Source organism: Pseudomonas sp. A-R-19 (assembly GCF_019956575.1).
Lineage (GTDB): Bacteria > Pseudomonadota > Gammaproteobacteria > Pseudomonadales > Pseudomonadaceae > Aquipseudomonas.
Genome location: NZ_JAHBDR010000022.1, coordinates 41,916 through 65,742 on the forward strand (window position 1 = coordinate 41,916; position 23,827 = coordinate 65,742).

At 60.5% G+C, this 23,827-nt stretch carries 28 protein-coding genes; 16 read left to right on the forward strand and 12 right to left on the reverse strand.

Features of this window, described 5'->3' with window-relative positions; all coding sequences use genetic code 11:
* Positions 1–56: 56 nt before the first annotated feature.
* From hemA to KGA88_RS01395, 6 genes are all read left to right on the forward strand, one after another.
* Positions 57–1,346 (forward strand): glutamyl-tRNA reductase, encoded by a 1,290-nt coding sequence (gene hemA, locus KGA88_RS01370; protein WP_223588379.1) that lies wholly within the window; start codon positions 57–59, stop codon positions 1,344–1,346.
* Positions 1,343–2,425: a peptide chain release factor 1 gene (gene prfA / locus KGA88_RS01375; RefSeq protein ID WP_223588383.1), complete on the forward strand. Its 1,083-nt coding sequence runs from the start codon at positions 1,343–1,345 to the stop codon at positions 2,423–2,425. The genes hemA and prfA overlap by 4 nt, the downstream gene beginning before the upstream one ends.
* A complete protein-coding gene (gene prmC, locus KGA88_RS01380) occupies positions 2,426–3,256 on the forward strand; it encodes a peptide chain release factor N(5)-glutamine methyltransferase (protein ID WP_110658464.1) in 831 nt (276 codons plus the stop codon).
* On the forward strand, positions 3,250–4,005 hold the full coding sequence (locus tag KGA88_RS01385; protein ID WP_223588387.1) for a molybdopterin-synthase adenylyltransferase MoeB: 756 nt from the start codon (positions 3,250–3,252) through the stop codon (positions 4,003–4,005). The genes prmC and KGA88_RS01385 overlap by 7 nt, the downstream gene beginning before the upstream one ends.
* Positions 3,998–4,789 carry a glutamate racemase gene (murI, locus tag KGA88_RS01390; protein WP_110658462.1) on the forward strand — a complete coding sequence of 264 codons (792 nt, stop codon included), beginning with the start codon at positions 3,998–4,000 and terminating at the stop codon, positions 4,787–4,789. The genes KGA88_RS01385 and murI overlap by 8 nt, the downstream gene beginning before the upstream one ends.
* 124 nt (positions 4,790–4,913) lie before the next feature.
* Positions 4,914–5,432: an acyloxyacyl hydrolase gene (locus tag KGA88_RS01395; RefSeq protein WP_110658461.1), complete on the forward strand. Its 519-nt coding sequence runs from the start codon at positions 4,914–4,916 to the stop codon at positions 5,430–5,432.
* 132 nt (positions 5,433–5,564) lie between these two features.
* Here KGA88_RS01395 and KGA88_RS01400 read toward each other — a convergent pair whose 3' ends face one another.
* From KGA88_RS01400 to KGA88_RS01425, 6 genes are all read right to left on the reverse strand, one after another.
* Positions 5,565–5,870 carry a YkgJ family cysteine cluster protein gene (locus tag KGA88_RS01400; RefSeq protein ID WP_110658460.1) on the reverse strand — a complete coding sequence of 102 codons (306 nt, stop codon included), beginning with the start codon at positions 5,868–5,870 and terminating at the stop codon, positions 5,565–5,567.
* Between the two features lie 99 nt (positions 5,871–5,969).
* Positions 5,970–6,752: an SDR family NAD(P)-dependent oxidoreductase gene (locus KGA88_RS01405; protein ID WP_110658459.1), complete on the reverse strand. Its 783-nt coding sequence runs from the start codon at positions 6,750–6,752 to the stop codon at positions 5,970–5,972.
* Positions 6,753–6,849: 97 nt separating this feature from the next.
* The gene (gene phrB, locus KGA88_RS01410; protein ID WP_223588391.1) at positions 6,850–8,292 is read right to left on the reverse strand and encodes a deoxyribodipyrimidine photo-lyase; all 1,443 of its coding nucleotides are present in this window, start codon (positions 8,290–8,292) and stop codon (positions 6,850–6,852) included.
* Between the two features lie 21 nt (positions 8,293–8,313).
* Entirely contained in the window at positions 8,314–9,255 is a 942-nt protein-coding gene (locus KGA88_RS01415; protein WP_110658457.1) for a MerR family transcriptional regulator, read from the reverse strand.
* Complete coding sequence (locus tag KGA88_RS01420; protein ID WP_223588395.1) at positions 9,255–10,214, reverse strand: YbgA family protein; 960 nt, start codon at positions 10,212–10,214, stop codon at positions 9,255–9,257. The genes KGA88_RS01415 and KGA88_RS01420 overlap by 1 nt, the downstream gene beginning before the upstream one ends.
* Positions 10,215–10,368: 154 nt before the next feature.
* Entirely contained in the window at positions 10,369–11,355 is a 987-nt protein-coding gene (locus tag KGA88_RS01425) for an NAD(P)/FAD-dependent oxidoreductase (RefSeq protein ID WP_110658455.1), read from the reverse strand.
* 196 nt (positions 11,356–11,551) lie between these two features.
* Between KGA88_RS01425 and KGA88_RS01430 the strand changes: the two genes are divergently transcribed.
* Entirely contained in the window at positions 11,552–12,454 is a 903-nt protein-coding gene (locus KGA88_RS01430) for a TIGR01777 family oxidoreductase (RefSeq protein ID WP_223588398.1), read from the forward strand.
* A gap of 13 nt (positions 12,455–12,467) precedes the next feature.
* A complete protein-coding gene (hemH, locus tag KGA88_RS01435; protein WP_223588402.1) occupies positions 12,468–13,490 on the forward strand; it encodes a ferrochelatase in 1,023 nt (340 codons plus the stop codon).
* A 103-nt stretch (positions 13,491–13,593) separates the two neighbouring features.
* Here the strand turns inward: hemH and KGA88_RS01440 are convergent, their stop codons facing one another.
* Positions 13,594–14,868: a uracil-xanthine permease family protein gene (locus tag KGA88_RS01440; RefSeq protein ID WP_110658452.1), complete on the reverse strand. Its 1,275-nt coding sequence runs from the start codon at positions 14,866–14,868 to the stop codon at positions 13,594–13,596.
* Positions 14,869–14,870: 2 nt separating this feature from the next.
* Positions 14,871–15,509, reverse strand: a complete 639-nt coding sequence (gene upp, locus KGA88_RS01445; RefSeq protein WP_102671705.1) for a uracil phosphoribosyltransferase — start codon at positions 15,507–15,509, stop codon at positions 14,871–14,873.
* Between the two features lie 175 nt (positions 15,510–15,684).
* Here upp and KGA88_RS01450 point away from each other — a divergent pair, with 175 nt between their 5' ends.
* From KGA88_RS01450 to KGA88_RS01465, 4 genes are all read left to right on the forward strand, one after another.
* A complete protein-coding gene (locus tag KGA88_RS01450; protein WP_007981338.1) occupies positions 15,685–16,242 on the forward strand; it encodes a hypoxanthine-guanine phosphoribosyltransferase in 558 nt (185 codons plus the stop codon).
* Between the two features lie 3 nt (positions 16,243–16,245).
* Positions 16,246–16,719, forward strand: coding sequence for a WbuC family cupin fold metalloprotein (locus KGA88_RS01455; RefSeq protein ID WP_223588406.1), 474 nt, complete (start codon positions 16,246–16,248; stop codon positions 16,717–16,719).
* A 155-nt stretch (positions 16,720–16,874) separates the two neighbouring features.
* Positions 16,875–17,360 carry a hypothetical protein gene (locus KGA88_RS01460; RefSeq protein ID WP_223588409.1) on the forward strand — a complete coding sequence of 162 codons (486 nt, stop codon included), beginning with the start codon at positions 16,875–16,877 and terminating at the stop codon, positions 17,358–17,360.
* 63 nt (positions 17,361–17,423) lie between these two features.
* On the forward strand, positions 17,424–17,711 hold the full coding sequence (locus tag KGA88_RS01465) for a PA4642 family protein (RefSeq protein ID WP_015096805.1): 288 nt from the start codon (positions 17,424–17,426) through the stop codon (positions 17,709–17,711).
* A gap of 151 nt (positions 17,712–17,862) precedes the next feature.
* Here the strand turns inward: KGA88_RS01465 and mqo are convergent, their stop codons facing one another.
* Both mqo and KGA88_RS01475 read right to left on the reverse strand, forming a co-directional pair.
* A complete protein-coding gene (mqo, locus tag KGA88_RS01470; protein WP_110658449.1) occupies positions 17,863–19,371 on the reverse strand; it encodes a malate dehydrogenase (quinone) in 1,509 nt (502 codons plus the stop codon).
* Positions 19,372–20,078: 707 nt separating this feature from the next.
* Entirely contained in the window at positions 20,079–20,318 is a 240-nt protein-coding gene (locus KGA88_RS01475; RefSeq protein WP_110658448.1) for a hypothetical protein, read from the reverse strand.
* 204 nt (positions 20,319–20,522) lie between these two features.
* Between KGA88_RS01475 and KGA88_RS01480 the strand changes: the two genes are divergently transcribed.
* A complete protein-coding gene (locus KGA88_RS01480; RefSeq protein ID WP_007973847.1) occupies positions 20,523–21,107 on the forward strand; it encodes a YajG family lipoprotein in 585 nt (194 codons plus the stop codon).
* 124 nt (positions 21,108–21,231) lie between these two features.
* Here the strand turns inward: KGA88_RS01480 and KGA88_RS01485 are convergent, their stop codons facing one another.
* Positions 21,232–21,438, reverse strand: coding sequence for a hypothetical protein (locus tag KGA88_RS01485; protein WP_223588412.1), 207 nt, complete (start codon positions 21,436–21,438; stop codon positions 21,232–21,234).
* Between the two features lie 191 nt (positions 21,439–21,629).
* Here KGA88_RS01485 and KGA88_RS01490 point away from each other — a divergent pair, with 191 nt between their 5' ends.
* Positions 21,630–21,908: a hypothetical protein gene (locus tag KGA88_RS01490; protein ID WP_223588416.1), complete on the forward strand. Its 279-nt coding sequence runs from the start codon at positions 21,630–21,632 to the stop codon at positions 21,906–21,908.
* A gap of 143 nt (positions 21,909–22,051) precedes the next feature.
* Here KGA88_RS01490 and KGA88_RS01495 read toward each other — a convergent pair whose 3' ends face one another.
* The gene (locus KGA88_RS01495) at positions 22,052–23,215 is read right to left on the reverse strand and encodes a 1-acyl-sn-glycerol-3-phosphate acyltransferase (RefSeq protein WP_181432077.1); all 1,164 of its coding nucleotides are present in this window, start codon (positions 23,213–23,215) and stop codon (positions 22,052–22,054) included.
* A gap of 142 nt (positions 23,216–23,357) precedes the next feature.
* On the opposite strand from KGA88_RS01495, the gene KGA88_RS01500 reads away from it, so the two are divergent.
* Both KGA88_RS01500 and KGA88_RS01505 read left to right on the forward strand, forming a co-directional pair.
* Positions 23,358–23,540, forward strand: a complete 183-nt coding sequence (locus KGA88_RS01500) for a CPXCG motif-containing cysteine-rich protein (protein WP_110660667.1) — start codon at positions 23,358–23,360, stop codon at positions 23,538–23,540.
* A gap of 9 nt (positions 23,541–23,549) precedes the next feature.
* Entirely contained in the window at positions 23,550–23,810 is a 261-nt protein-coding gene (locus KGA88_RS01505) for a putative signal transducing protein (RefSeq protein ID WP_007997086.1), read from the forward strand.
* Positions 23,811–23,827 lie beyond the last annotated feature (17 nt).

Consider the following 23,827-nt stretch of genomic DNA (forward strand, 5'->3'; position numbering starts at 1 on the left):
CTCCATGTGTCGAAGTAGGACAATTGCCGGCTTCACGTCACCATCAGCGACTTTGAATGGCCTTCCTTGCACTCGGTATTAACCACAAGACTGCTTCAGTAGACGTCCGCGAGCGCGTGGCTTTTACCCCTGAGCAGCTGGTTGAGGCCTTGCAGCAGCTCTGCCGACTCACCGACAGCCGCGAAGCTGCGATCCTCTCCACCTGCAATCGCAGTGAACTCTATATAGAACAGGATCACCTGTCGGCGGACATCGTGCTGCGCTGGCTGGCCGAATATCATCATTTGAGCTACGACGAGCTGCGCGAAAGCGCCTATGTGCATGAAGATGATGCGGCAGTTCGTCACATGATGCGGGTCGCCTCCGGGCTCGACTCGCTGGTGTTGGGCGAGCCGCAGATTCTCGGCCAGATGAAGTCGGCCTATGCCGTGGCCCGCGAGGCCGGCACCATCGGGCCATTGCTCGGGCGCTTGTTCCAGGCCACGTTCAACGCGGCCAAGCAGGTGCGCACCGACACGGCCATCGGTGAGAACCCGGTGTCGGTGGCGTTTGCCGCGGTGAGCCTGGCCAAGCAGATTTTCAGCGACCTGCAACGCAGCCAGGCGTTGTTGATTGGCGCTGGCGAAACCATCACCCTGGTCGCCCGCCATCTGCATGATCTGGGTGTAAAGCGCATCGTGGTGGCCAACCGCACCCTGGAGCGCGCCAGCATTCTGGCCGAACAGTTCGGTGCCCATGCGGTGTTGCTGTCGGATATTCCGGCAGAGCTGGTGCGCAGCGATATCGTCATCAGTTCCACCGCCAGCCAGTTGCCGATCCTGGGCAAGGGCGCGGTGGAAAGCGCCTTGAAACTGCGCAAGCACAAACCCATTTTCATGGTGGATATCGCCGTTCCGCGCGACATCGAGCCAGAAGTCGGCGAGCTGGACGACGTTTACCTTTATAGCGTCGACGATCTCCACGAAGTGGTCGCCGAGAACCTCAAGAGTCGTCAGGGCGCAGCCCAGGCAGCCGAAGAGATGGTCTCGGTCGGCGCCGAAGACTTCATGGTCCGCCTGCGCGAGTTGGCGGCGGTGGACGTGCTCAAGGCTTATCGTCAACAGAGCGAACGCCTGCGCGACGAAGAATTGCAAAAGGCCCAGCGTATGCTGGCCAACGGCAGCAGTGCCGAAGAGGTGCTGGTGCAACTGGCCCGCGGGCTGACCAACAAACTGCTGCACGCACCGAGCGTGCAGTTGAAAAAGCTCTCTGCCGAAGGTCGCCTGGATGCGCTGGCGATGGCCCAGGAACTCTTTGCCCTCGGTGAGGGCTCATCGGATAGCTTTTCGGATAAAAAACCGCAATGAAAGCGTCACTGCTCAATAAGCTGGATATTCTCCAGGACCGTTTCGAGGAATTGACCGCCCTGCTGGGCGATGGCGAGGTCATTTCCGATCAGAACAAGTTCCGCACCTATTCCAAGGAGTACGCGGAAGTTGAACCGATCGTGGGCACCTATAAAGAGCTGCTGAAAGTGCAGGATGACCTCGAAGGTGCCCAGGCACTGCTCAAGGACAGCGACCCGGACATGCGTGAAATGGCCGTGGAAGAAGTCCGCGAGGCCAAGGAGCGCCTGGTTACGCTCGAAGCCGACCTGCAACGCATGCTGCTGCCCAAGGATCCGAACGACGGGCGCAACGTGTTCCTCGAAATCCGCGCCGGCACCGGCGGTGACGAAGCGGCGATTTTCTCCGGTGACCTGTTCCGCATGTATTCGCGTTACGCCGAGCGGCGTGGCTGGCGGGTGGAGATCCTCTCGGAAAACGAGGGTGAGCATGGCGGCTATAAAGAGGTGATTGCCCGGGTCGAGGGCGACAACGTCTACGGCAAGCTGAAGTTCGAATCCGGCGCGCACCGCGTGCAGCGGGTTCCGGCGACTGAATCCCAGGGCCGCATCCACACGTCGGCCTGCACCGTGGCGGTATTGCCCGAGCCGGACGAACAGGAGGCCATCGAGATCAACCCGGCCGACCTGCGCGTCGATACCTATCGCTCCTCCGGCGCCGGTGGCCAGCACGTCAACAAGACCGACTCGGCGATCCGTATCACGCACTTGCCGTCCGGCATCGTGGTCGAGTGCCAGGAAGAACGTTCGCAGCACAAGAACCGCGCCCGGGCGATGTCCTGGTTGTCGGCCAAGCTGAACGATCAGCAGACCTCCGCCGCGGCTAACGCCATCGCCAGTGAACGCAAGTTGCTGGTCGGTTCCGGTGATCGCTCCGAGCGTATCCGCACGTATAACTTTGCCCAGGGCCGGGTCACCGACCACCGGGTCAACCTGACCTTGTATTCCCTCGACGAGATCCTCGCCGGCGGTGTCGATGCGGTGATCGAGCCGTTGTTGGCCGAGTATCAGGCCGATCAACTGGCGGCGATAGGTGAGTAAATGACGATCATTGCCAGTTTGTTGCGTGCCGCCGATCTACCCGACTCGCCGACGGCGCGTCTGGATGCCGAATTGCTGCTGGCGGCGGCGTTGGGCAAGTCCCGCAGCTTCCTGCACACCTGGCCGGAACGCATCGTGCCGAGCGACGCGGCGCTGACGTTCGCCGAGTATTTGCAGCGCCGCCGCGGCGGTGAGCCGGTGGCCTACATACTCGGCCAGCAGGGTTTCTGGAAGCTGGATCTGGAAGTGGCACCGCACACGCTGATCCCGCGCCCCGACACCGAACTGCTGGTGGAGGCTGCGCTGGAATTGTTGCCGGCCACCCCGGCCAAGGTGCTCGACCTCGGCACCGGCAGCGGTGCGATTGCCCTGGCGTTGGCCAGCGAGCGTCCGGCGTGGAGCGTCACTGCGGTGGATCGCGTGTTGGAAGCCGTGGCCCTGGCCGAGCGCAATCGCCAGCGCCTGCACCTGAACAACGCTCAGGTACTGAGCAGCCATTGGTTCAGCGCCCTGGAAGGTCAGCGTTTTCAACTGATCATCAGCAACCCGCCGTATATCGCAGCGGCAGATCCGCATCTGGTCGAGGGCGATGTGCGCTTCGAGCCGGCCAGCGCCCTGGTGGCCGGCGTCGACGGGCTCGACGATCTGCGCCTGATCGTCGCCCAGGCGCCAGACCATCTGCACGCAGGCGGTTGGCTGATGCTCGAACATGGCTATGATCAGGCCGGGGCAGTTCGCGATTTACTGCTGACCCGTGGTTTTGAGGAAGTCCACAGCCGCACCGATCTGGGCGGTCATCAACGCATCAGTCTGGGGCGCCTGCCGTGCTGAATGATCAGGAGTTGCTGCGTTACAGCCGGCAGATTCTGCTGCAACACATCGATATCGACGGTCAGTTGCGGCTCAAGGAGAGTCGCGTATTGATCGTCGGTCTCGGTGGCCTCGGCGCGCCGGTGGCGCTGTACCTCGCCGCCGCCGGTGTTGGCCAATTGCATCTGGCGGACTTCGACACCGTCGACCTGACCAACCTGCAACGCCAGATCATTCACGACACCGACAGCGTCGGCATGACCAAGGTCGATTCGGCGCTCAAGCGCCTGAGCGCGATCAATCCTGAAATTCAACTGATCGCCCATCGTGCGGCGCTGGACGAAGATTCCCTGGCCGCCGTGGTGACCGGGGTGGATCTGGTGCTCGATTGCTCCGACAATTTCTCCACCCGTGAAGCGGTTAATGCCGCTTGTGTGGCGTCCGGCAAACCCTTGGTCAGCGGCGCAGCGATTCGCCTTGAAGGGCAACTGTCGGTGTTCGATCCGCGTCGCCCAGAGAGCCCGTGCTACCACTGTTTATATGGGCACGGCAGCGAAGCCGAACTGACCTGTAGCGAGGCCGGCGTGGTCGGGCCGCTGGTGGGGTTGGTCGGCAGTCTGCAAGCGCTTGAAGCGCTGAAGTTGCTGGCCGGATTCGGTGAGCCGCTGGTGGGGCGCCTCCTGTTGATCGACGCCTTGGGTACACGCTTCCGTGAGTTGCGGGTCAAGCGCGATCCGGGTTGCAGCGTCTGTGGGTCAAAAAATGCGTGAAGCGCCGATTGGCGTGTTCGACTCCGGTGTCGGCGGGCTCTCGGTACTGGCCGAGATCCAGCGTTTGCTGCCCAATGAATCTCTGTTGTATGTCGCCGATTGCGGGAATGTTCCCTATGGCGAGAAAACCCCGGAGTTTATCCAGCAGCGTTGCAGCGTGATGGCCGACTTCTTTCAGCAGCAGGGCGCCAAGGCCCTGGTGCTCGCCTGCAACACGGCCACGGTGGCTGGCGTCGCCGACTTGCGTCGCGACTATCCAGAATGGCCCATCGTCGGCATGGAGCCGGCGGTCAAGCCTGCCGCCGCCGCCACCCGCAGCGGCGTGGTGGGGGTGCTGGCCACCACCGGCACCTTGCAGAGCGCCAAGTTCGCCGCGTTGCTTGATCGGTTTGCCACCGATGTGCGGGTCATCACCCAGCCTTGTCCGGGGCTGGTGGAGCTGATTGAAAACGGCGACCTGCACAGTCCCGCCTTGCGTCAGTTGCTGGCCGGATATGTCGAGCCATTGCTGGCGGCTGGCGCCGACACGATCATTCTCGGTTGCACCCATTACCCCTTTCTCAAGCCGATGCTGCGGCAGATGATCCCCGAGAACATCAGCCTGATCGACACCGGTGCCGCCGTCGCGCGGCAACTCCAGCGGCTTTTGGCCGAAGGCGAGCTGCTCGCCGAGGGGCCGGCCCGTGAAGCGCAGTTCTGGACCAGTGCCGATCCGCTTCATTTCAGAAATATCTTGCCGATACTGTGGAATACCGCTGGCGTTGTGCGAAGCTTCAACAGGTAGAAGCCTGTCCGGGGGGGAGTACGAAAAATCGGAGTGAACTTCTGATAAATCGCTGACTTCTATAGTTTCGCAGGGCTTGGTAACAAAAAAACCATACGAAATCGTTCGGAAAAGGAAGTTTCTAGTGAAGCGACTATTCTGCTTGGCCGCGATTGCGGCCGCATTAATGGGGCACACCTTTACTGCGCAGGCGGCAGGTGTGGAGTTCGCGGTTGGTCAGACCAGCGATTCGACCATGACATATCGACTGGGCATGCAATTCGATTGGGACCAGAGCTGGTGGCAGAGTGACGTGGGTCGTCTGACCGGCTACTGGAGCGGCGCCTACACCTACTGGGAAGGTGACAAGACTTCGAGCAACAACAGCCTGTCGTTCTCCCCGGTGTTCGTTTATGAATTCGCCGGCCAGAACGTCAAACCGTACGTTGAAGCAGGCATCGGCGTGGCGGTGTTCTCCAATACCCGACTCGAAGACAACAACATCGGCGGTGCTTTCCAGTTCGAAGACCGTTTCGGTTTTGGCCTGCGCTTCAATGGCGGCCATGAGGTCGGGATCCGCGCGACGCACTATTCCAACGCCGGCCTCGCCAGTTCCAACGACGGCGTAGAAAGCTACTCGCTGCATTACACGTTGCCGTTGTAACTGCTGAATACACACCAATGTGGGGGGCGGGCTTGCTCACGAAAGCGGTGGAACATTCAACATCCCTGTTGACTGACACGCCGCCTTCGCGAGCAAGCCCGCTACCACGTTTGTTCCTGGGTGATTCTGAAATCAGCGATACGCCGTCGAAATTCCCTGGCGTTCGTCGATGCACTCCGGTGCGCCCATCTCGAATTCCCGGCAGATCAGCGGGCGTTTTTCGTAGATGGTGCACATCATCGTGTTGCGATCCAGTGCGGCACACCAGCCGTCATCCAGGCGCAGCATGACTTCCCCGCCCCAGTCATCGGTATCGATGAACCGTTCAGGCACACCCGTGTCGGTGATCAGCATGACTTCAAGCTGACAGCAGCAGGCTGCGCAGGTCGAGCACGTGACCGCGGGCTCCGCGATTTGCGTAAGGGGGATGGTTTTCATGGCGCGCAGTGTAAGGCAGTCACCGGGTGCTGTGTGAAAGGTCTGACGGACGCTCACGTATCGGAGCGTCCGGGATGCCGCCGCCGATGCTGGCGACTTTCAGGGTTGATCCTTGATCGGTGGCTGGCTGCGCGACACGCGTTTGCCGATCTCAAGTTTCACTCGGTTCGGCCGTTTGGAGAGCGGCCAGAGGGCAGCCATGAACGCTGCCGGGAAAACGATTTCCAGCGGGCGTTCCCTGAGTTTTTCGAAGATGTGCCGTGCGGCTTTTTCCACCGGCCAGCTCAATGGCATGGAGAAGTCGTTTTTCTCCGTCAGCGGCGTTTCGACAAAGCCGGGGCTGATCACCGTGAGTTCTATGCCTTCCGGGGCCAGGTCGATGCGCAGGGATTCGAGCAGATAACGCAGCCCGGCCTTCGCGGTGCCGTACGCTTCTGCCTTGGGCAGCGGCAGGTAAGTCACCGTACTGGCCATGGCCACCATATGCGGTGCGGTGCCGGCCCGCAGCAAGGGCAAGGCGGCTTCGATGCAATAGCTGCTGGCCAACAGGTTAGTGCGCACCACATGCTCGACAATCGACGCGTCGAACTGTTTGGCATCCACGTACTCACTGGTGCCTGCGTTGAGTATCACGGTGTCCAGCGAGCCCCAGTCCTCGGCAATCTGCTCGCCGATCTCACGCACGGTCTGGCTGTTGGTCAGGTCGCCGGCGACCACCAGCACCTGTCCCGGATAACGTAGCGACAAGTCCTTCAGTGGTGCCACCGTGCGTGAACTGACCGCCAGGTGCGCGCCGGTTTTCAGGATTTCTTCGGCCAGGGCGGCTCCGATGCCACTGCTGGCGCCGGTCAGCCAGTATCGTCGTGCGGGTGTACGACTCATTCAAATCTCCTTTTCAGCCGGGCAACGACCGGGCCCAACATGGGTAAATGTTCATAAAGCAGAGCCCCGGCATCGAGGTGATCCCGGTGGCGATAACTCATGACCCGACGGCGGCGTATTGCCGCGAGGGCAGGTTTTTGAATGCCGTCAACGCGCGCGCACGCGAGCTACTCAAATCGACGATCGGTGAGGGGTAATCCACCACACCGAACAGGCCGCCGAGATTGGCCGGGTTGTGCAGGTCTTTTTTGTTCAGCCCTGCCAGCTCCGGCAGCCAGTGTTTGATGAATATGCCGTCGGGATCGAATTTTTCCGACTGGCTCAACGGGTTGAAAATCCGGAAGTAAGGCGCCGAGTCGGTGCCGGTGGAGGAACTCCACTGCCAGCCACCGTTGTTGGCCGCCAGGTCGCCATCGATCAGGTGGCGCATGAAAAAGCGTTCGCCTTCGCGCCAGTCGATCAGCAGGTTTTTAGTCAGGAACATCGCCACCACCATGCGCAGGCGGTTGTGCATCCAGCCGGTTGCCAGCAGTTGGCGCATGGCGGCGTCGATGATCGGCAAGCCGGTGCGCGCCTGTTGCCAGGCGGCCAGTTCTTCGGGGGCATCGCGCCAGGCCAGTGCTTCGGTTTCCGGGCGAAACGCGCGGTGCCGGGACACCCGTGGGTAGCCCACCAGGATGTGTTTGTAGAACTCGCGCCACAGCAGCTCGTTGATCCAGGTGACGGCACCGCTGTTGCCGCTTTCGAATTCGCCCTGATTGCTGTTCAACGCGGCGTGCAGGCATTGACGGGGAGAGATCACCCCGGCGGCCAGATAGGCCGAGAGCTGACTGGTGCCGGGTTTTGCCGGGAAGTCGCGTTCGCCTTGATAGTGATCGATCTGCGCATCGGCAAAACGGTCGAGGCGATGCCGGGCTTCGGCTTCGCCCGCCGGCCACAGCTTGCGCAGGTTGTCATCGGGTGTTGCGAAACCCTCGATACTTGCGGGGATCGCATCGCTGGCAATGTTCAGCGGCGCTTGTTTTTGCGGTGCGCGGACCAGGCTGGGCAGCGAGTGGTGCAGTCGTTCGTAGCAGACCTTGCGGAACTGGCTGAAGACCTGAAAGTAAGTGCCGGTCCGGGTCAGCACACTACCGGGCTTGAACAGCAATTGATCGAGGTAGCGGTGAACCTCGATGCCTTCGGCCCCGAGCGTCCGGGTGACCGCTGCATCGCGACGGGATTCATGAATGCCGTATTCCTCGTTGAGGTACAGCGCGTCGACCTGCCACTGCCGGCACAGGTCCAGCAGTACGCCTGGCGCGTCCTCCCAGCGCGGTGCCCGGCGGATCAGAAGCGGAATGTTCAATTGACCCAGTTCGCGGCTCAACGCGCGCAGGTTACGCAGCCAGAAGTCCACTTTGCAGGGCGCGTCGTCGTGTTCCAGCCATTGTTCCGGGCTGAGCAGATACACCGCCGCGCAGGGGCCGCGAGCCGCGGCGGCCGAGAGGGCGGTGTTGTCATGTAGACGCAAGTCGCTGCGCAGCCAGATCAATTGCATTTTGGTATCCACGCGATTCATTCAAATCAGCCCGCACTGAACGAGTGCCTGGTGTGCCGACAACGGATCTTCGGCCAGGTACAAATCAGCGATCTCGGAAGTACTTGCGGACAACTCGGTCTGGTGGATGCATACCGTTGGTCCGGCAATCATTTTTGGGCAACTGACACCTTTGAAAAGTTTCACCAGTTGCGCCAGGTTCATGGCCTTGCTTGAGTACAGCAGAACCCCGCGGGGTTGCAGCAGTTCCACCGCCAATGCCAGTTCGCCGACAGGCAGCGGCCCGTCGAAGACCTCCACCGGGCAATCCGCGCTACTGATCAACCAGGCCGTGAGCCACAGATGCGGCTCCATGGGCAGGTCCGAGTGGTTGATCAACAGCAGCGGCGCGGTGCGCAACTGACGATTGTTATGGTAGATACGTGCGCCGAATTTGCTGCGTAGCCAGGCACAAAAAAAGCCCCGTTCCATCTGCGCTCCGAACTGGCCTTGCCAGCGTTGCTCCAGAGTGGCCAGCAAGGGCATCAGCAATCGCTCGCACAGGGTGCGCGGCGGATACAGCGCCATGGCTTGATTGACGCTGTCATCCAGGGCGCGCTCCTGCAGCCCGCTGACCGCCTGCAGCAATGTTTGCAGCAAGATGTGCCAATCGTTGTCGACGGACTCGCTGAAGGCTTGCGGTGTGTCGAGCAATTGCTTGACCTGGCTGACGGCAACGCCACGGTTGAGCCAGGTGAGGATCGCCTGGATGCGTTGTACATGCTCGACCGAGAACAGCCGATGCCCCTTGGGCGTGCGATGCGGCACGATCAGACCATAGCGGCGCTCCCAGGCGCGCAGGGTCACGGCATTGACGCCGGTTTGCCGCGCCACTTCACGGATCGGTAGCCAACCTTCATCCAGCGCCTTTTTAAAGTCATCGCCGAGGTCTTCGCGGGCGCTGGTGTCGAGTGTGTTTTTCATTAGATGGCGTTTCGCAGACTGAGATTTTCCGGGTGCGGTTGCAGGTAAACCTGTTGTTTGATGTACGGGTCGGGGTGTTGGCGAAAGTGATGTTTGAGCAGCGTCAGCGGTACCACCAGCGGCACGATGCCCAGGCGGTACTGGCTGATCACTTGCTGCACTTCCTGCTTGTCTTCGCGGCTGATGGCCTGTTTCAGGTAGCCACTGAGGTGTTGCAGGACGTTGGTATGGGTGCGGCGGGTGGCGCATTTTTTCAGCGCCGACATCAGTTCACTGAAATAGCGCGGGCCAAGCTCCTCTGGATCGGCATGGCCCATGTTGCCCAGCAGGCGGCCCAGAGTTCTGTATTGCACCGGGTTGTGGGCCATCAGCAGGTATTTGTAGCGCGAGTGAAAGTCCGTGAGACCGCGCCGGGTCAGGCCTTCCTCGCGTAGCTGCTGCCAGGCGCTGTAGGCGAACACGCGGGTGAGGAAGTTTTCCCGCAGCACCGGATCGTTGAGCCGGCCGTCTTCTTCTACCGGCAAGTCCGGGCGCAGCAGGCAGAAGGCTTGGGCGTAGATGCCGCGACCGCCACGTTCAACCCGTGCGCCGTTGGCGTGGTAGACCTTGACCCGCTCCAGGCCGCAGGACGGGGAGTTGTGCATGAAGATATAGCCGCAAATATCCCCCAGCTGCGTTGCCATGTCCCGGCCGTAAGTGGCCAGCGGTTGTGTCACGTTAAGGTTGTGATCGAGGGTGCCCAGGGCTTCGGGTTGATCTGCACCAGCCACCAGCCGAATCGGTTGGCGGGGAACGCCGAGGCCGATGGCCACTTCCGGGCAGACCGGGATGAAATCGAAGTAATCGGTGAGGGTACGGCTGCACAGTCGCGACTCCTTGTGCCCGCCGTTGTAGCGCACGTCGAGCCCCATCAGGCAAGCGCTGATGGCGATTTTCGGTTTGGCGGGGGCGTGGGTCATCGGAGCACCTCGAATCTGAACCTGTACAAACCATCTGGTCTGTACAAGATAACTTCATCATAGATTCGAAGTTGTACAAGTCAAATTTTATGTATAGGTTTTTGACCGGCTGCTGTCCATGACGACAGCAGCGATTTGCCCGGATTGATGCTCTTTACTGCAGGTGCTCATGCAAGCGGCGGGCGGCTTCCTGTCCGCTGAGCCAGGCCCCTTCGACGCGCCCGGACAGGCACCAGTCGCCACAGGCGTACAGCCCCAGGTCGGCATCGGCCAGGGTGCCCCATTCGTGACTGCTGGCGGGGCGGGCGTAGAGCCAGCGGTGGGCGAGGCTGAAGGTCGGTGCGGGCATGGAGTCGTGTAGCAGTTCGGCGAAGGCACCGTGCAGCTGTTCGATCACGGCTTCCTTGGACAGGTCAATGTGCTGGCGACTCCAGGCGCTGGTGGCGTGCAGGACCCAGGTATCGAGGGTGTTGTCGCGCCCTGGTTTGCTGCGGTTGCGGGCTAGCCAGTCAAGGGGGCTGTCCTGGACGAAGCAGCCTTCCATAGGCGTTTCCAGAGGCGTTTCGAAGGCCAGGGCGATGGCCCAGGTTGGGTCCATTTTCACCCCCGCGGCGGCCCCGGCGAGTTTCGGTGCCGCTGCCAGCAAAGCCGTGGCCTGTGGGGCCGGCGTGGCGATGACCACGTGGCTGAACGGCCCGTGGGTAAAACCCTCGGCGTCCTGCAGATGCCAGTGCTCTTCACCGCGATAGACCTCGGTGATCCGGCAGGCGAAATGCACTTCAAGGTCACCGAGCAAGGCGCGGGTAATGGCGCTCATGCGGGGCGTGCCGACCCAACGGGTCTGCTCGTCCGGCGACAGGTTGAGCTGGCCGCCATGGTAGGTGTACAGCTGCGGCGTCCATTCGGCGACCCAGCCCTTGGCCTGCCAGCGCTGGACTTCAGTGACAAAACGCCGGTCACGCGCGGTGAAATACTGCGCGCCCATGTCCAGGGCCCCCGCATCGCTGCGCTTGCTCGACATGCGCCCGCCGCTACCGCGGCTTTTATCGAAAAGTTGAACCACGTGCCCGAGGTCGGTCAGGGCCTGGGCGGCGGAGAGTCCGGCAATGCCGGTGCCAATGATTGCGATAGGTACAGTCATAGGGGCCTCGTTTACCTTTCTGTACAGACTACGCCGGGGTTCAAACCTGTACAATATTGTTTTTTGGTATAACTTTTAGCGTTCTCGTTCTGACAGCTTGGCCTATTGTTAAACATAGAGCCTGCTCGATACCAAAGATCCCTGCTTATAAAAATAGACTAATGGACAGGGTAAAACGCCACGCGAGGAAGAAGTCATGCACATATTGCTGACCGGCGGTACTGGTTTGATAGGACGTCAGCTTTGCCGGCACTGGTCGGGCCAGGGATATCGCCTGACAGTCTGGAGTCGCAAGCCTGAAAAAGTCGCGAAAATATGTGGTGCCCAGGTGCGTGGAATTGCCCGGCTGGAGGATCTGGGGCAGGAGCCTGTGGATGCGGTCATCAATCTTGCCGGAGCACCGATTGCCGATCGACCCTGGACGCACAAGCGTAAAGCCTTGTTGTGGAGCAGCCGCATCACCCTCACCGAAACGCTGCTGGCGTGGCTCGAAAGTCGCGAGCAGAAACCCCGGGTGTTGATTTCCGGTTCGGCTGTCGGCTGGTATGGCGATGGCGGCGAACGTGAGCTGACCGAAGATTCGGGGCCGATCAGCGAAGACTTCGCCAGCCAGTTATGCATCGCCTGGGAGGAGACTGCGCAGCGGGCCGAAGCGCTGGGTATTGGTGTCGTTCTCATCCGGACCGGGTTGGTGCTGTCGGCCGAGGGCGGCTTTTTGTCGCGGCTGTTACTGCCGTTCAAACTGGGCCTGGGAGGGCCGATCGGCAACGGCCGGCAGTGGATGCCGTGGATTCATATCGACGATCAAATCGCCCTGATTGATTTTCTTCTGCATCGCAACGAGGCCAGCGGTCCCTATAATGCGTGCGCGCCCAAACCAGTGCGCAACCGCGAGTTTGCCAAGACGTTGGGCAGCGTGTTGCATCGCCCGGCGTTCATGCCGATGCCGGCCTTCGCATTGAAGGTGGGGCTGGGCGAGTTGTCGCTGTTGCTGCTGGGCGGCCAACGGGCCACTCCGGTGCGTTTGTTACAGGCTGGTTTCACTTTTAAGTTCACGGATTTGCGCGCGGCTCTGGACGATCTGTCCGGTCGCCTTTGAAATAGGACGTTGCATGACCGATCACGCGTTGCTTCTGGTCAACCTGGGTTCACCTGCCTCCACCTCGGTGGCGGATGTGCGCAGCTACCTCAATCAATTTCTGATGGACCCGTACGTGATCGACTTGCCGTGGCCAGTGCGACGGCTGCTGGTGTCGCTGATCCTGATCAAGCGTCCCGAGCAGTCGGCCCATGCTTACGCCTCGATCTGGTGGGACGAGGGATCGCCGCTGGTGGTGCTCAGCCGCCGCCTGCAGCAAGCGATGAGCAGTCAATGGCAGCACGGCCCGGTCGAACTGGCGATGCGTTACGGCAAGCCGTCAATCGAATCGACGCTGGTGCGCATGGCCGCCGCGGGGCACAAGCGAATTACGCTGGCGCCGCTTTATCCACAGTTCGCCGACAGCACCACCACCACCGTCATCGAAGAGGCCAAGCGCGTGGTGCGCGAGAATAAACTCGACGTGCAGTTGTCGGTGCTCCAGCCTTTCTACGATCAACCGGAGTACCTCGATGCGCTGGTGGCCACGACCCGGCCGCATTTGCAGCAGGGCTTCGATCACTTGCTGATGAGTTTTCATGGGTTGCCGGAACGGCATCTGAAGAAGCTCAACCCCGGTCACAGCTTCGAGGGCGGCGGTGATTGCTGCGCCGGTGCGCCGCCGGAGGTGGTCGCCACCTGTTATCGCGGCCAATGCCTGCGCACGGCGGCAGAGGTGGCCAAGCGTTTGGGGCTGTCGGAGGGCCAGTGGTCGGTGTCGTTCCAGTCGCGCCTGGGGCGCGCCAAATGGATCGAACCCTACACCGAAGCGCGCCTCGATGAGTTGGCCAAAAGCGGCGTGAAAAAGGTTCTGGTGATGTGCCCGGCGTTCGTTGCCGATTGCATCGAGACCCTGGAAGAGATCGGTGATCGCGGCAAGGAGCAGTTCCGCGAAGCGGGAGGCGAGGAGTTGGTGCTGGTGCCGTGCCTCAACGATGACCCGCATTGGGCGCGGGCGTTGAGTGCGTTGTGCGAAAGGGCGCCGTTGGCGCTTTAAAAGCTTCGCGAGCAAGCCCGCTCCCACAGGGAAATGCATTCCAAACTGTGGGAGCGGGCTTGCTCGCGAAAGCTATTTCATTAACAACAAAGCTCTTGAAGCATTACAGCAGCGGCTCATCCGCCTTCTTGTGCTTCCAGCTGTCATTGCCCGGCAGGAGCAGGTTCAAGCCAATCGCCACCACCGCGCACAGCGCGATGCCTTTCAGGCCGAAATCGTCCGGCCCGGTGCCGGTGCCGATCAGCACGCCGCCGATCCCGAACACCAGGGTCACCGAAACAATCACCAGATTGCGCGCCTCGCCCAGATCGATCTTGTGGCGGATCAGCGTGTTCATCCCCACCGCCGCAATCGAACCGAACAACAGGCACAGAATCCCGCCCATCACCGGCACCGGGATGCTTTGCAGCAGCGCGCCGAACTTGCCGATGAACGCCAGGCTGATGGCGAAGATCGCCGCCCAGGTCATGATTTTCGGGTTGTAGTTCTTGGTCAGCATCACCGCGCCAGTCACTTCGGCGTAGGTGGTGTTGGGCGGGCCGCCGAACAGACCGGCCGCCGTGGTGGCAATGCCGTCGCCGAGCAGGGTGCGGTGCAGGCCGGGTTTCTTCAGGTAATCGCGACCGGTCACGCTACCCACGGCAATCACGCCGCCGATGTGTTCGATGGCCGGGGCCAGGGCCACCGGAACGATGAACAGAATCGCCTGCCAGTTGAATTCCGGCGCGGTGAAGTGCGGGATGGCGAACCAGGGTGCCGCAGCGATCTTCGCGGTATCGACCACGCCGAAATAGAACGCCATGCCGAAACCGACCAGCACGCCGGAGATGATCGGCACCAGGCGGAAAATGCCCTTGCCGAAAACCGCGACGATCAGCGTGGTCAGCAGCGCCGGCATCGAGATCATCATCGCCGTCTGGTAATGAATCAATTCGCTGCCGTCGCCGGCCTTGCCCATGGCCATGTTGGCGGCGATCGGGGCCATGGCGAGGCCGATGGAGATGATCACCGGGCCAATCACTACCGGAGGCAGCAGGCGGTCGATGAAACCAGTGCCTTTGATCTTCACCGCAAGGCCGAGGAAGGTGTAGACGAAACCCGCCGCCATCACGCCGCCCATGGTCGCGGCCAGGCCGAACTGGCCCTTGGCGAGAATGATCGGGGTGATGAAGGCAAAGCTCGATGCCAGGAACACTGGCACCTGGCGCCCGGTGACGATCTGGAACAGGATCGTCCCCAGGCCGGCCGTGAACAGCGCCACGTTCGGGTCGAGGCCGGTAATCAGCGGCATCAACACCAGGGCGCCGAAGGCCACGAACAGCATCTGTGCACCCGACAGCACCGTGCGCCAGAGCGGATCGTTGAACTCTTGCTGCATGGTCACGCGTCCTTCTGCTTGGTGCCGAAGATCTTGTCACCGGCATCGCCCAGTCCCGGGATGATGTAGCCGTGCTCGTTCAGTTTTTGATCAATGGACGCGGTGTAGATGATCACGTCCGGGTGAGCTTTCTCGACCACGGCAATGCCTTCCGGCGCGGCAACCAGCACCATGGCGCGGATGTCCTTGCAGCCGGCCTTTTTCAGCAGGTCGATGGTGGCAACCATCGAGCCGCCGGTGGCGAGCATCGGGTCGATGATCATCGCCAGGCGTTCGTCGATTTCCGGTACCAGTTTTTCCAAATAGGTGTGGGCTTCGAGGGTTTCCTCGTTGCGAGCCACGCCGACGGCGCTGACTTTGGCGCCGGGGATCAGGCTGAGCACGCCTTCGAGCATGCCGATGCCGGCACGCAGGATCGGTACCACGGTGATTTTCTTGCCGGCGATCTTTTCGACCGATACGGTGCCGCACCAGCCTTCGATATCGTAGGATTCCAGCGGCAGGTCTTTGGTGGCTTCATAGGTCAGCAGGGCGCCGACTTCCTGAGCGAGCTCACGGAAATTCTTCGTGCTGATGTCTGCGCGGCGCATTAGGCCAAGTTTATGACGGATCAGCGGGTGGCGGATCTCATGGATGGGCATGGGGAAAGGCTCCGGCGGCGGGCAAAAAAACCGGCCTAGATTAATCTATCCGAGGGTGTTGTCCTATAGACATACAGTACGTTAGTCCACAAACGCTTGATCTGGCCTCGCTGGATGCGTACCTTTGCCCGCTTTTCCGAATCCGTCCCTCCCCCTCAAACCCTTGGAGAGCGCCATGTCCGCTGATCTCGAGCATATCCGTCAAATCATGCGAGAGGCTGACTGCCTGTACACCGAAGCTGAAGTCGAGGCGGCCATCGCCCGTGTCGGTGCACAAATCAACGAACAAATGGCCGACAGCAACCCGGTGGTGTTCTGCGTGATGAACGGCGGCCTGATTTTCTCCGGCAAGCTGCTGACCTATCTGCAGTTCCCGCTGGAAGCGTCCTACCTGCACGCGACCCGCTATCGCAACGAAACCAGCGGCGGTGACCTGTTCTGGAAAGCCAAGCCGGAAGTGTCCTTCATCGACCGTGATGTGTTGATCATCGACGACATCCTCGACGAAGGTCACACCCTGGGCGCGATCATCGACTTCTGCAAACACGCCGGCGCGCGTAAAGTGCACACCGCCGTGTTGATCGACAAAGACCACGACCGCAAGGCCCGCCCGGACCTCAAGGCCGATTTCGTCGGTCTGCCGTGCATCGACCGCTACATCTTCGGTTACGGCATGGACTACAAAGGCTACTGGCGTAACGCCAACGGGATTTTCGCCGTTAAAGGAATGTAAGACATGGATACGCCTCGCTTTCTGGATCAGACCTTGTTCGCCGAGCTGGCCGGGAAAGCCGCGGCCAGTCCTCGTGGACGTCAGCATCACAACTTCCATCAGATGGAAGATGCCTGCCATCGCATGGCGGTGGGGTTGCAGCCGTCCACGTATATTCCGCCTCATCGGCATCTGGGCGACAACAAGGCCGAAACCCTGTTGGTCCTCAAGGGGCGGCTGGGCGTGTTGATCTTTGATGAGACCGGTACGGTGCTGAGCAAGACCGTGCTTGAGGCTGGCGGCGACTGTGTTGGCGTGGACCTGCCAACCGGTGTGTTCCACGGTTTGGTGGTGCTGGAAGCCGACAGCCTGATGTTCGAATGCAAGGCCGGCCCTTACCGTCCGGTTGGTGAAGGTGAACTGGCGCATTGGGCGCCGCGCGAAGGCGAGCCTGGTGTTGCCGTGTATCAGGCCTGGATGCACGCGCAGTTCGATTGATCGGTACCCTGTGGGAGCGGGCTTGCTCGCGAAAGCGGTGTGTCAGCTGCATTGATGTTGACTGACACTCCCTCTTCGCGAGCAAGCCCGCTCCCACATTGATCTGCGTCCATGCACCCATGCTAGAGTGTTCGGCCCCGATTCCGGAGCCTGTCATGAGCCGTTCGATCCGCTGCTGCGCCGCCCTGTTGCTGACCCTCAGCCTGCCGTTGGCTGCCGCTCCTGCGCCCATGCACAGTCAATTCCTGCCGCCGGACGATCTCACTCTGCGCGATGCCGCTCCCGAACAGCAGCAACTGATGCAGGTCACCGATTATTCGGTGGTGGTCGGCGCTCAGCGTCAGTCCAATCAACAGCCGATACCGGTCACCTCGCCCTTGATGATTCGCCTCAAGGGCAAGTCCCTGAACAAGGGCGCTACCATCAGTCAGGTGCTGGTCAACTTCGATGGCGAGAGCAAAAGCCTGAAGAAGCCCGTCTACGACGAGTCGAGCAAGACCCTGACCCTCTATTACCCGCTGGCGCAATACCGGGTGGTGATCGACTTGTTACGCAATGACACCGTGTATTGCCAGTTCCTCAGCTACGCCAATGGGCATGTCTGGGCCGATCTGCACACCGGTAGCACGCGTGCGCGTTGAGCCTTGAGCCCGCACGGGGGTAAACTGCCCGCCCCGTGAAATGTCTGCGAGCTGGAGCCGGCAATGCGTAAAGATAAAAAACAAGTGATTGGTGACGAGATCGGCGATGAGCAGATCAAGTTGTTCCTCGATTTCGAACCGGTCGACGCGACTTCTCCGTCTCTGCACAAGCTGGTCAAGGCCTACCGTGGCCTGCGCATCGACGATTTCGAGCGTTTCCTGACGTTCTTCGTCGAGGCTGGTTACGACGTGAATGGCAAGGATGAGCACGGCAATGACTTCGTTGCCCTGATCAAGGATCAGCGCAATGCGCCGGATTACATCGAACTGATCGAGAAGGCGCGCGGTTAAGATCTTTTAGGCACCGCAAAAAAAACGCCCCGTACTTGTAGGAGCCGGCTTGCTGGCGATGGCATCACCTCGGTCTGTCAGATCCACCGGGGTGATGCCATCGCCAGCAAGCCGGCTCCTACAGGAGCGGGGCGTTTTTCATGTGACCGAATCAAGCGTAGCTTTCGGTCTCGCTGCTGGCTTCAACCAGTTCCAGGGCAACGTTGTTCTGCGTGTTGATCTTGCGATACAGCGCAGCGTCGGTTTCCAGGACTTTTTCCCGGGCGGGGAAGATCTCTGCCAGTTTGCCAGCCCATTCGCCCTTGGCCTTGGTCGGGAAGCATTTTTCGATCAGCTCGAGCATGATCGAAACGGTCACCGAGGCACCTGGCGAAGCGCCGAGCAGTGCCGCCAGGGAACCGTCCTTGGCCGCGACCAGTTCGGTACCGAATTGCAGGATGCCGCCTTTTTTCGGGTCTTTCTTGATGATTTGCACCCGTTGGCCGGCCACTTCTAGGCGCCAGTCTTCGGCTTTCGCCTCCGGGTAGAAGCGGCGCAGGGAATCCAGGCGCTGCTCCATCGACTGCATCACTTCGCTGACCAGGTACTTGGTCAGGTCCATGTTGTTTTTCGCCACGGCCAGCATCGGCCCGATGTTGCCGGCGCGAACCGACATCGGCAAGTCCATGAAGGAACCGTGCTTGAGGAACTTGGTGGTGAAACCGGCGTAGGGTCCGAACAGCAGGGACGTCTTGCCATCGACCACGCGGGTGTCCAGGTGCGGCACGGACATGGGCGGCGAACCCACGGCTGCCTGGCTGTACACCTTGGCCTGGTGGTGCTTGACCACTTCCGGGTTGTCGCAACGTAGCCACTGGCCGCTGATCGGGAAGCCGCCGAAGCCTTTGCTTTCTTCGATGCCCGAGGCTTGCAGCAACGGCAATGCCGCGCCGCCAGCGCCGAGGAAGACGAACTTGGCGTCGACTTCACGGGTGTTGCCGCTGTTGACGTCCTTGATGCTGACAGTCCAGCCGCCGTTGCTGCGCTTGAGGCCGGTCACGCGCTTGCAGTACTTGACCTGGGCATCGGGTGCGCTGGTCAGGTGCTTGAGCAACTGGTTGGTCAGGGCGCCGAAGTTGACGTCGGTGCCATTGATCACGCGGGTGGCGGCCAGGGTTTCGCCAGCGTCGCGGCCAGGCATCATCAATGGCATCCACTCTGCCATCTTTGCCTTGTCTTCGGTGTACTCCATGTCCGTGAAGGCGTGGTGCTTGCTCAGCACCTTGAAGCGTTCCTTGAGGAAGGACACGCCGCTGTCGCCTTGCACGAAACTCAGGTGTGGCACCGGGCTGATAAACGATTTGCACGAGCCGAACGTGCCTTTTTTGGTCAGGTACGACCAGAACTGCTTCGACACCTCGAATTGGGTGTTGATGTGCACGGCTTTCTTGATGTCGACGGCGCCATCGGCGGCCTGCGGCGTGTAGTTGAGCTCACACAGCCCGGCGTGACCGGTACCGGCGTTGTTCCACGGGTTGGAACTCTCCGCGGCACCGGAATCCATCAGCTCGACGACTTCCAGCTTGATCGCGGGGTCGAGCTCTTTGAGCAGTACCGCCAGGGTGGCACTCATGATGCCGGCCCCAACCAGTACTACGTCGACTGCTTCGTTATGCGCCATTTAACGCGTCTCCAAAATCTGCAGCACCAAATTGTCGGCATGGCTGCCAGGCGTTCCGGGGCGAGTCAGTGATGCCCCTCGAACTCATGGCAGTATCGCCATGTCCGAATCTTCGCAATTTATCGCAACTTCGACGGACGCCTACCTGCCGGGCCTATGAGCCATATGAACTCATTTCAGCGCGCGGGAGGCAATTCGACTTATGGTCGATACATCCGTTTGTGCAACCAAATCCGTAGCGGACAGGCTTCAGGCTCCGGTGTTCGAGGAATACTCGGTCCTGTGTCGTTGGGCTGTTGTAGACGCTAATGGTGCATGTTCAGACGCAAAACTATTCATTTGCTCGCCACACTCTTGTGAAGTTGTGAAAACCCGTTTTTTTCACGCTCTTTTGAAGACGTGAACCTCAAAAAGGGCTGTCCCAGCCTGGCACCGTGCCCGAAAAACGGGCAGACAGCTCAGTGACCGAGCGTAATGACAGCTCTGCAGATTCGCGAAAAGTGGAGGTTTTGCTCAACAAAACAGCAAGCGCGCCAGCTTCACTCGATCTGTGTGGGCGGCTCTCTGTGGGCGGTGCGGGGTGTCAATACAAGCGCATTGACGATGCTGCGAGGCCCGATCAGGAGACGTCCTTATAATCGGGGGGAGATTGTATCTAAGAAACGCAGGGAAATGGTCGTGTTTAATGACTTTTATTAGGTGTTTGGTCAGGTTGTCAGCAGTTGCTGTGCACGTGAGCGTGGCTGCTGCTGTTGCGAGACGACGCGGGCGCCGGCTGGCAGCGGCTGATTCAGCCAGTTCAGGCGGATCTCTTCGATTTCAACCCAGCCATCGCCCATGGGCTGGAGGCTGCACTGTTTGAAGGCCTGGCAGTGTCCGTTGCGGTCGAGCAGGGCGAAGCAGCGATGCAGTGGGCGTGGCGCGAACAGGGAGATCAGATGGCGCATGGCGAAGTACCGTGTGGGTGACTGCTGAGAAGATTGCCTTCAGGCCATTACGTGCAAGTGTAGGACTGGTGACATCTGTGTGACAGGAACCGCATTTCCGAGGGGGTGTCAGAGATTTCATCAAACACTGTGCGGTGCTGGTTACCCGCAGTGGCGCACCGCTATACTGCCGGCCTGTTTGTGCCTGATTCTGGAGAGAAGAGCATGTTGCAACGCCTGTTGTTCGGTTTGATCACTGTGACCAGTTTGACCCTGGTTGGCTGCGCCCACAGCCCGCAACAACTGAGCCCGGAACCCAAGCTGACCGCCCAGTTGGCCCCGGTCGGCCATGGTCAGCCTGTCGTGGTACGTGTAGTGGACGGTCGTCCGTCACCGACGCTGGGCACCCGTGGTGGCCTGTACCCGGAGACCAGCGCGATCACCGTGCAGGGCGCACAGATCCTGCCGAAGCTGCAGGCCCAGGCTGAGGCCGCCGTACGTCTGTTGGGCTTTACCCCGACGAACAATGCGATGAATGCACCGCAATTGACCGTGACCCTGGCAGAATTGAAGTACCAGTCGCCCAAGGAAGGCATGTACGTGACCGAAGCCACCATCGGCGCGACGTTCCGCTCCGATGTACAGAACGCCAACCGTCGCTACAGCGGCCGTTATGGTTCGTCCCTGGACCAGCGCTTCGGTATGGCGCCGAACCAGGAAACCAACACCAAGCTGGTCAGCGATGTGCTGAGCGATGCATTGACCCGCTTGTTCAAGGACCCGACCGTGGGTCAGATTCTCGGCGAATAATGCGAGCCCCTGTAGGAGCGAGCCTGCTCGCGATGGACTTGAGGGCGCCGTGGGGTATCAGATTCCCCGCGTAATCGTTAACGACCATCGCGAGCAGGCTCGCTCCTACAGGGGGGCGTTGGTGTCAGGCCGCCTGCGAGTAAAAGTCCAGCATACTCACACCCGTGAGCAAATCCGTTTCCGGCAAATCCGCATGTTGATGCCCGCCCAGGGCGCAATACACCAGCCAATGGCGGTCCTGAACGTTGAAAGCGAGGCTGCCGACGAGGGCCTGTTGTTCTTCGCTGGGGGTGATGAGGTAAAGACGATCCTGGTTTTCGGCGTGGAGCATGACGTAGTCCGTGTCGGTTTCGAGGCGCGCATGGTCGCCGATTCAGATGACGAAACCGTGACGCAGGACAGCCCTTGATCAATTGCTTTGTTATTTGTCGGAAACAGAGGGCAGGTGCGCAGGCTTTCGGTAGAATCCGCGCCGCGGTCGCCGGTCGGCACCTGCCATGCCTGTTTTGCCTGAGGTTTGTGATGTCGCTGCACTTGATGACGCTGTTTACCGCCCATCCCGCCAAATTGATCAATCTGCTGGCCTTGCTTTTTGCCTTCCCGGGCGGCTGGTTGCTGCACGCGACTCGACGCCGTGAAATGCGCGCGATGGCCAGTCTGCAGGCGCAGCGCCAGAGCAGCCCTAACGTAGAGCCCACGCTGGACTGGGCGACCTTGCGCATGAACCGGTTTTTCTACATCTTCGGTTTTGCCTGTATGGGTTTGGCGCTGCTGGTGTCGTGGATCAGTACTCAAGTCTGAGGCTGAAGTAAACCCTGTGGCGAGGGGGCTTGCCCCCGTTCGGCTGCGTAGCAGTCGTAAGCTTATTGGGGTTGCTTCGCAACCCGACGGGGGCAAGCCCCCTCGCCACAAAAAGCGCCGTTTTCACATCTGGCGGAAACCGCTTACAGCGGCAAGCCAGCCTTCACCCGGTACTGATTGCGCACCGGCGTCGCATATTGCAGCACCAGGAATGGACGATGCTCTTCAGGGCAGGCGTCCAGGCGGCGTTGCCATTCTTCCTGGGCCTTGGCCAGTTCCTCGGCCGGGAACACTTGCGCGGCTTTCGGCACCTGCAACTGCGGATCAGCGTCTTTCCACTGCGCGTAAGCCAGGTAGTGCACCGGGAACAAGCGGTATCCGCTGAGGATTTGCTTGTCCATCTCGACGGCCAATTGCTTGGTGTCTTCGAACAGTTCGCTGATCGGCGCGGCAAAGTTCACATGCACCCGGCCCTTGTAGCCGGTGATGCCCTTGGCGATGCTCACGTCATCCTCGCCCGGTACCTTGGTGTAGCTGCCGGTGGTGGCGCGGATGTAAAGCTCGCGGGCCTTGGCCTGGTCGCACGGGTCGTATTCGTAGCTGATCGACACCGGGGTCAGGTTCAGCGACTGAATGACCTCGCCGAACGGCTCGTCCTTGCGGCTCATGTGGAACATCTTGAGGATCGCCGATTCGGTACGGTCGTCACCGTCCTTGGCGCGGCCTTCAGCCTGGGCGATCCAGATCGAGGCGCAATCGTTGCGGATCGAATGGTTGATGTACGCCGACAGCAGCTGATAAGCCGCCATTTTCTCCCGACGTCCGCTGATCGAGCGGTGCACGATGAAACTCTTGTTCAGGCGCATCAGGTCGCTGACGAAAGGCTTTTGCAGCAGGTTGTCGCCAATGGCGATGCGCGGGGTCGGCAGGCCGGCGTGGTACACGGCGTAGTTGACGAAGGCCGGGTCCATCACGATATCGCGGTGGTTGGCGATGAACAGGTAGGCACTGCCGGACTTGAATTGCTCCACCCCGGTATAGGTGACACCGTCGGTGGCGCGTTCGATGGTGTGGTCGACGTAAACCTCGACTTTGTCCTGTAACGTGGCCACACAGGTCACGCCGGCAAACTCACGGCGTAGCCGATGGGCTATAAGAGGTTTGAGTGCCCAGCCTAAAGCGCCGGCGAAACGCGGGAAGCGGAAGTGGGTGAGGATATCTAGAAACGCCTTGTCGCCAAGCAGCCGATCCAGCACCGCTGGGACTTCGCTGTCGTCGTAAGGTCGGATGGCATCGAATTCGCCCATCATGCTCTCTTGTTAGAAACGGCTAGGGTAAGTAAAGGTTCTGATAGAAAACCGGCGGGGCACGGTCTGAAAAAGTAGCCAGACAAAAATAGCCCTGTAAATAGACCGGCGATTATACGCACAAGTCACCTGGGAGACCGCGATGCTGGAAACTACGCAATATGAATGTCCGTATTGTGGTGAGGAAGTCGAGACGACGCTGGATTTGTCCGGTGGCGATCAGACCTATATTGAAGACTGTCAGGTGTGCTGCCGGCCGATAACCTTCGTGTTGCAGGTTCATGACGAGGAATGGCATCTCGAAGTGTTCAGCGAAAACCACTGAGGAGCGTGTATGCAGCGCATCTACGATCCGGAGAACCTGATGGAAGGCGAGTTGCTGCAAGGCATGCTCGCCAGCGAGGGCATCGAGGCGCATCTGGTGGGCCGTGATTTGCTCGGCGGCTCCGGGGAGTTGCCGATCTATGGCCTGCTCGGGCTGTCGGTCGATAACGACCAGGCCGAATACGCCCGTGAGCTGATCACCGCGTACAATGCAGCGCTGCCGCTGTCCGGCGATGAGCCGGACAGCTTTCCCGGCACGCTGGTCTGTTAGGCTGGCGTTCGATTGAT

Coding starts and splice junctions, on each gene's coding strand:
- hemA (WP_223588379.1), top strand. CDS start 57: ATGGCCTTCCTTGCACTCGGTATTAACCACAAGACTGCTTCAGTAGAC.
- prfA (WP_223588383.1), top strand. CDS start 1,343: ATGAAAGCGTCACTGCTCAATAAGCTGGATATTCTCCAGGACCGTTTC.
- prmC (WP_110658464.1), top strand. CDS start 2,426: ATGACGATCATTGCCAGTTTGTTGCGTGCCGCCGATCTACCCGACTCG.
- murI (WP_110658462.1), top strand. CDS start 3,998: ATGCGTGAAGCGCCGATTGGCGTGTTCGACTCCGGTGTCGGCGGGCTC.
- KGA88_RS01400 (WP_110658460.1), bottom strand. CDS start 5,870: ATGAAAACCATCCCCCTTACGCAAATCGCGGAGCCCGCGGTCACGTGC.
- KGA88_RS01405 (WP_110658459.1), bottom strand. CDS start 6,752: ATGAGTCGTACACCCGCACGACGATACTGGCTGACCGGCGCCAGCAGT.
- phrB (WP_223588391.1), bottom strand. CDS start 8,292: ATGCAATTGATCTGGCTGCGCAGCGACTTGCGTCTACATGACAACACC.
- KGA88_RS01415 (WP_110658457.1), bottom strand. CDS start 9,255: ATGAAAAACACACTCGACACCAGCGCCCGCGAAGACCTCGGCGATGAC.
- KGA88_RS01420 (WP_223588395.1), bottom strand. CDS start 10,214: ATGACCCACGCCCCCGCCAAACCGAAAATCGCCATCAGCGCTTGCCTG.
- KGA88_RS01425 (WP_110658455.1), bottom strand. CDS start 11,355: ATGACTGTACCTATCGCAATCATTGGCACCGGCATTGCCGGACTCTCC.
- KGA88_RS01430 (WP_223588398.1), top strand. CDS start 11,552: ATGCACATATTGCTGACCGGCGGTACTGGTTTGATAGGACGTCAGCTT.
- hemH (WP_223588402.1), top strand. CDS start 12,468: ATGACCGATCACGCGTTGCTTCTGGTCAACCTGGGTTCACCTGCCTCC.
- KGA88_RS01440 (WP_110658452.1), bottom strand. CDS start 14,868: ATGCAGCAAGAGTTCAACGATCCGCTCTGGCGCACGGTGCTGTCGGGT.
- upp (WP_102671705.1), bottom strand. CDS start 15,509: ATGCCCATCCATGAGATCCGCCACCCGCTGATCCGTCATAAACTTGGC.
- KGA88_RS01450 (WP_007981338.1), top strand. CDS start 15,685: ATGTCCGCTGATCTCGAGCATATCCGTCAAATCATGCGAGAGGCTGAC.
- KGA88_RS01455 (WP_223588406.1), top strand. CDS start 16,246: ATGGATACGCCTCGCTTTCTGGATCAGACCTTGTTCGCCGAGCTGGCC.
- KGA88_RS01460 (WP_223588409.1), top strand. CDS start 16,875: ATGAGCCGTTCGATCCGCTGCTGCGCCGCCCTGTTGCTGACCCTCAGC.
- KGA88_RS01465 (WP_015096805.1), top strand. CDS start 17,424: ATGCGTAAAGATAAAAAACAAGTGATTGGTGACGAGATCGGCGATGAG.
- mqo (WP_110658449.1), bottom strand. CDS start 19,371: ATGGCGCATAACGAAGCAGTCGACGTAGTACTGGTTGGGGCCGGCATC.
- KGA88_RS01475 (WP_110658448.1), bottom strand. CDS start 20,318: ATGCGCCATCTGATCTCCCTGTTCGCGCCACGCCCACTGCATCGCTGC.
- KGA88_RS01480 (WP_007973847.1), top strand. CDS start 20,523: ATGTTGCAACGCCTGTTGTTCGGTTTGATCACTGTGACCAGTTTGACC.
- KGA88_RS01485 (WP_223588412.1), bottom strand. CDS start 21,438: ATGCTCCACGCCGAAAACCAGGATCGTCTTTACCTCATCACCCCCAGC.
- KGA88_RS01490 (WP_223588416.1), top strand. CDS start 21,630: ATGTCGCTGCACTTGATGACGCTGTTTACCGCCCATCCCGCCAAATTG.
- KGA88_RS01495 (WP_181432077.1), bottom strand. CDS start 23,215: ATGGGCGAATTCGATGCCATCCGACCTTACGACGACAGCGAAGTCCCA.
- KGA88_RS01500 (WP_110660667.1), top strand. CDS start 23,358: ATGCTGGAAACTACGCAATATGAATGTCCGTATTGTGGTGAGGAAGTC.
- KGA88_RS01505 (WP_007997086.1), top strand. CDS start 23,550: ATGCAGCGCATCTACGATCCGGAGAACCTGATGGAAGGCGAGTTGCTG.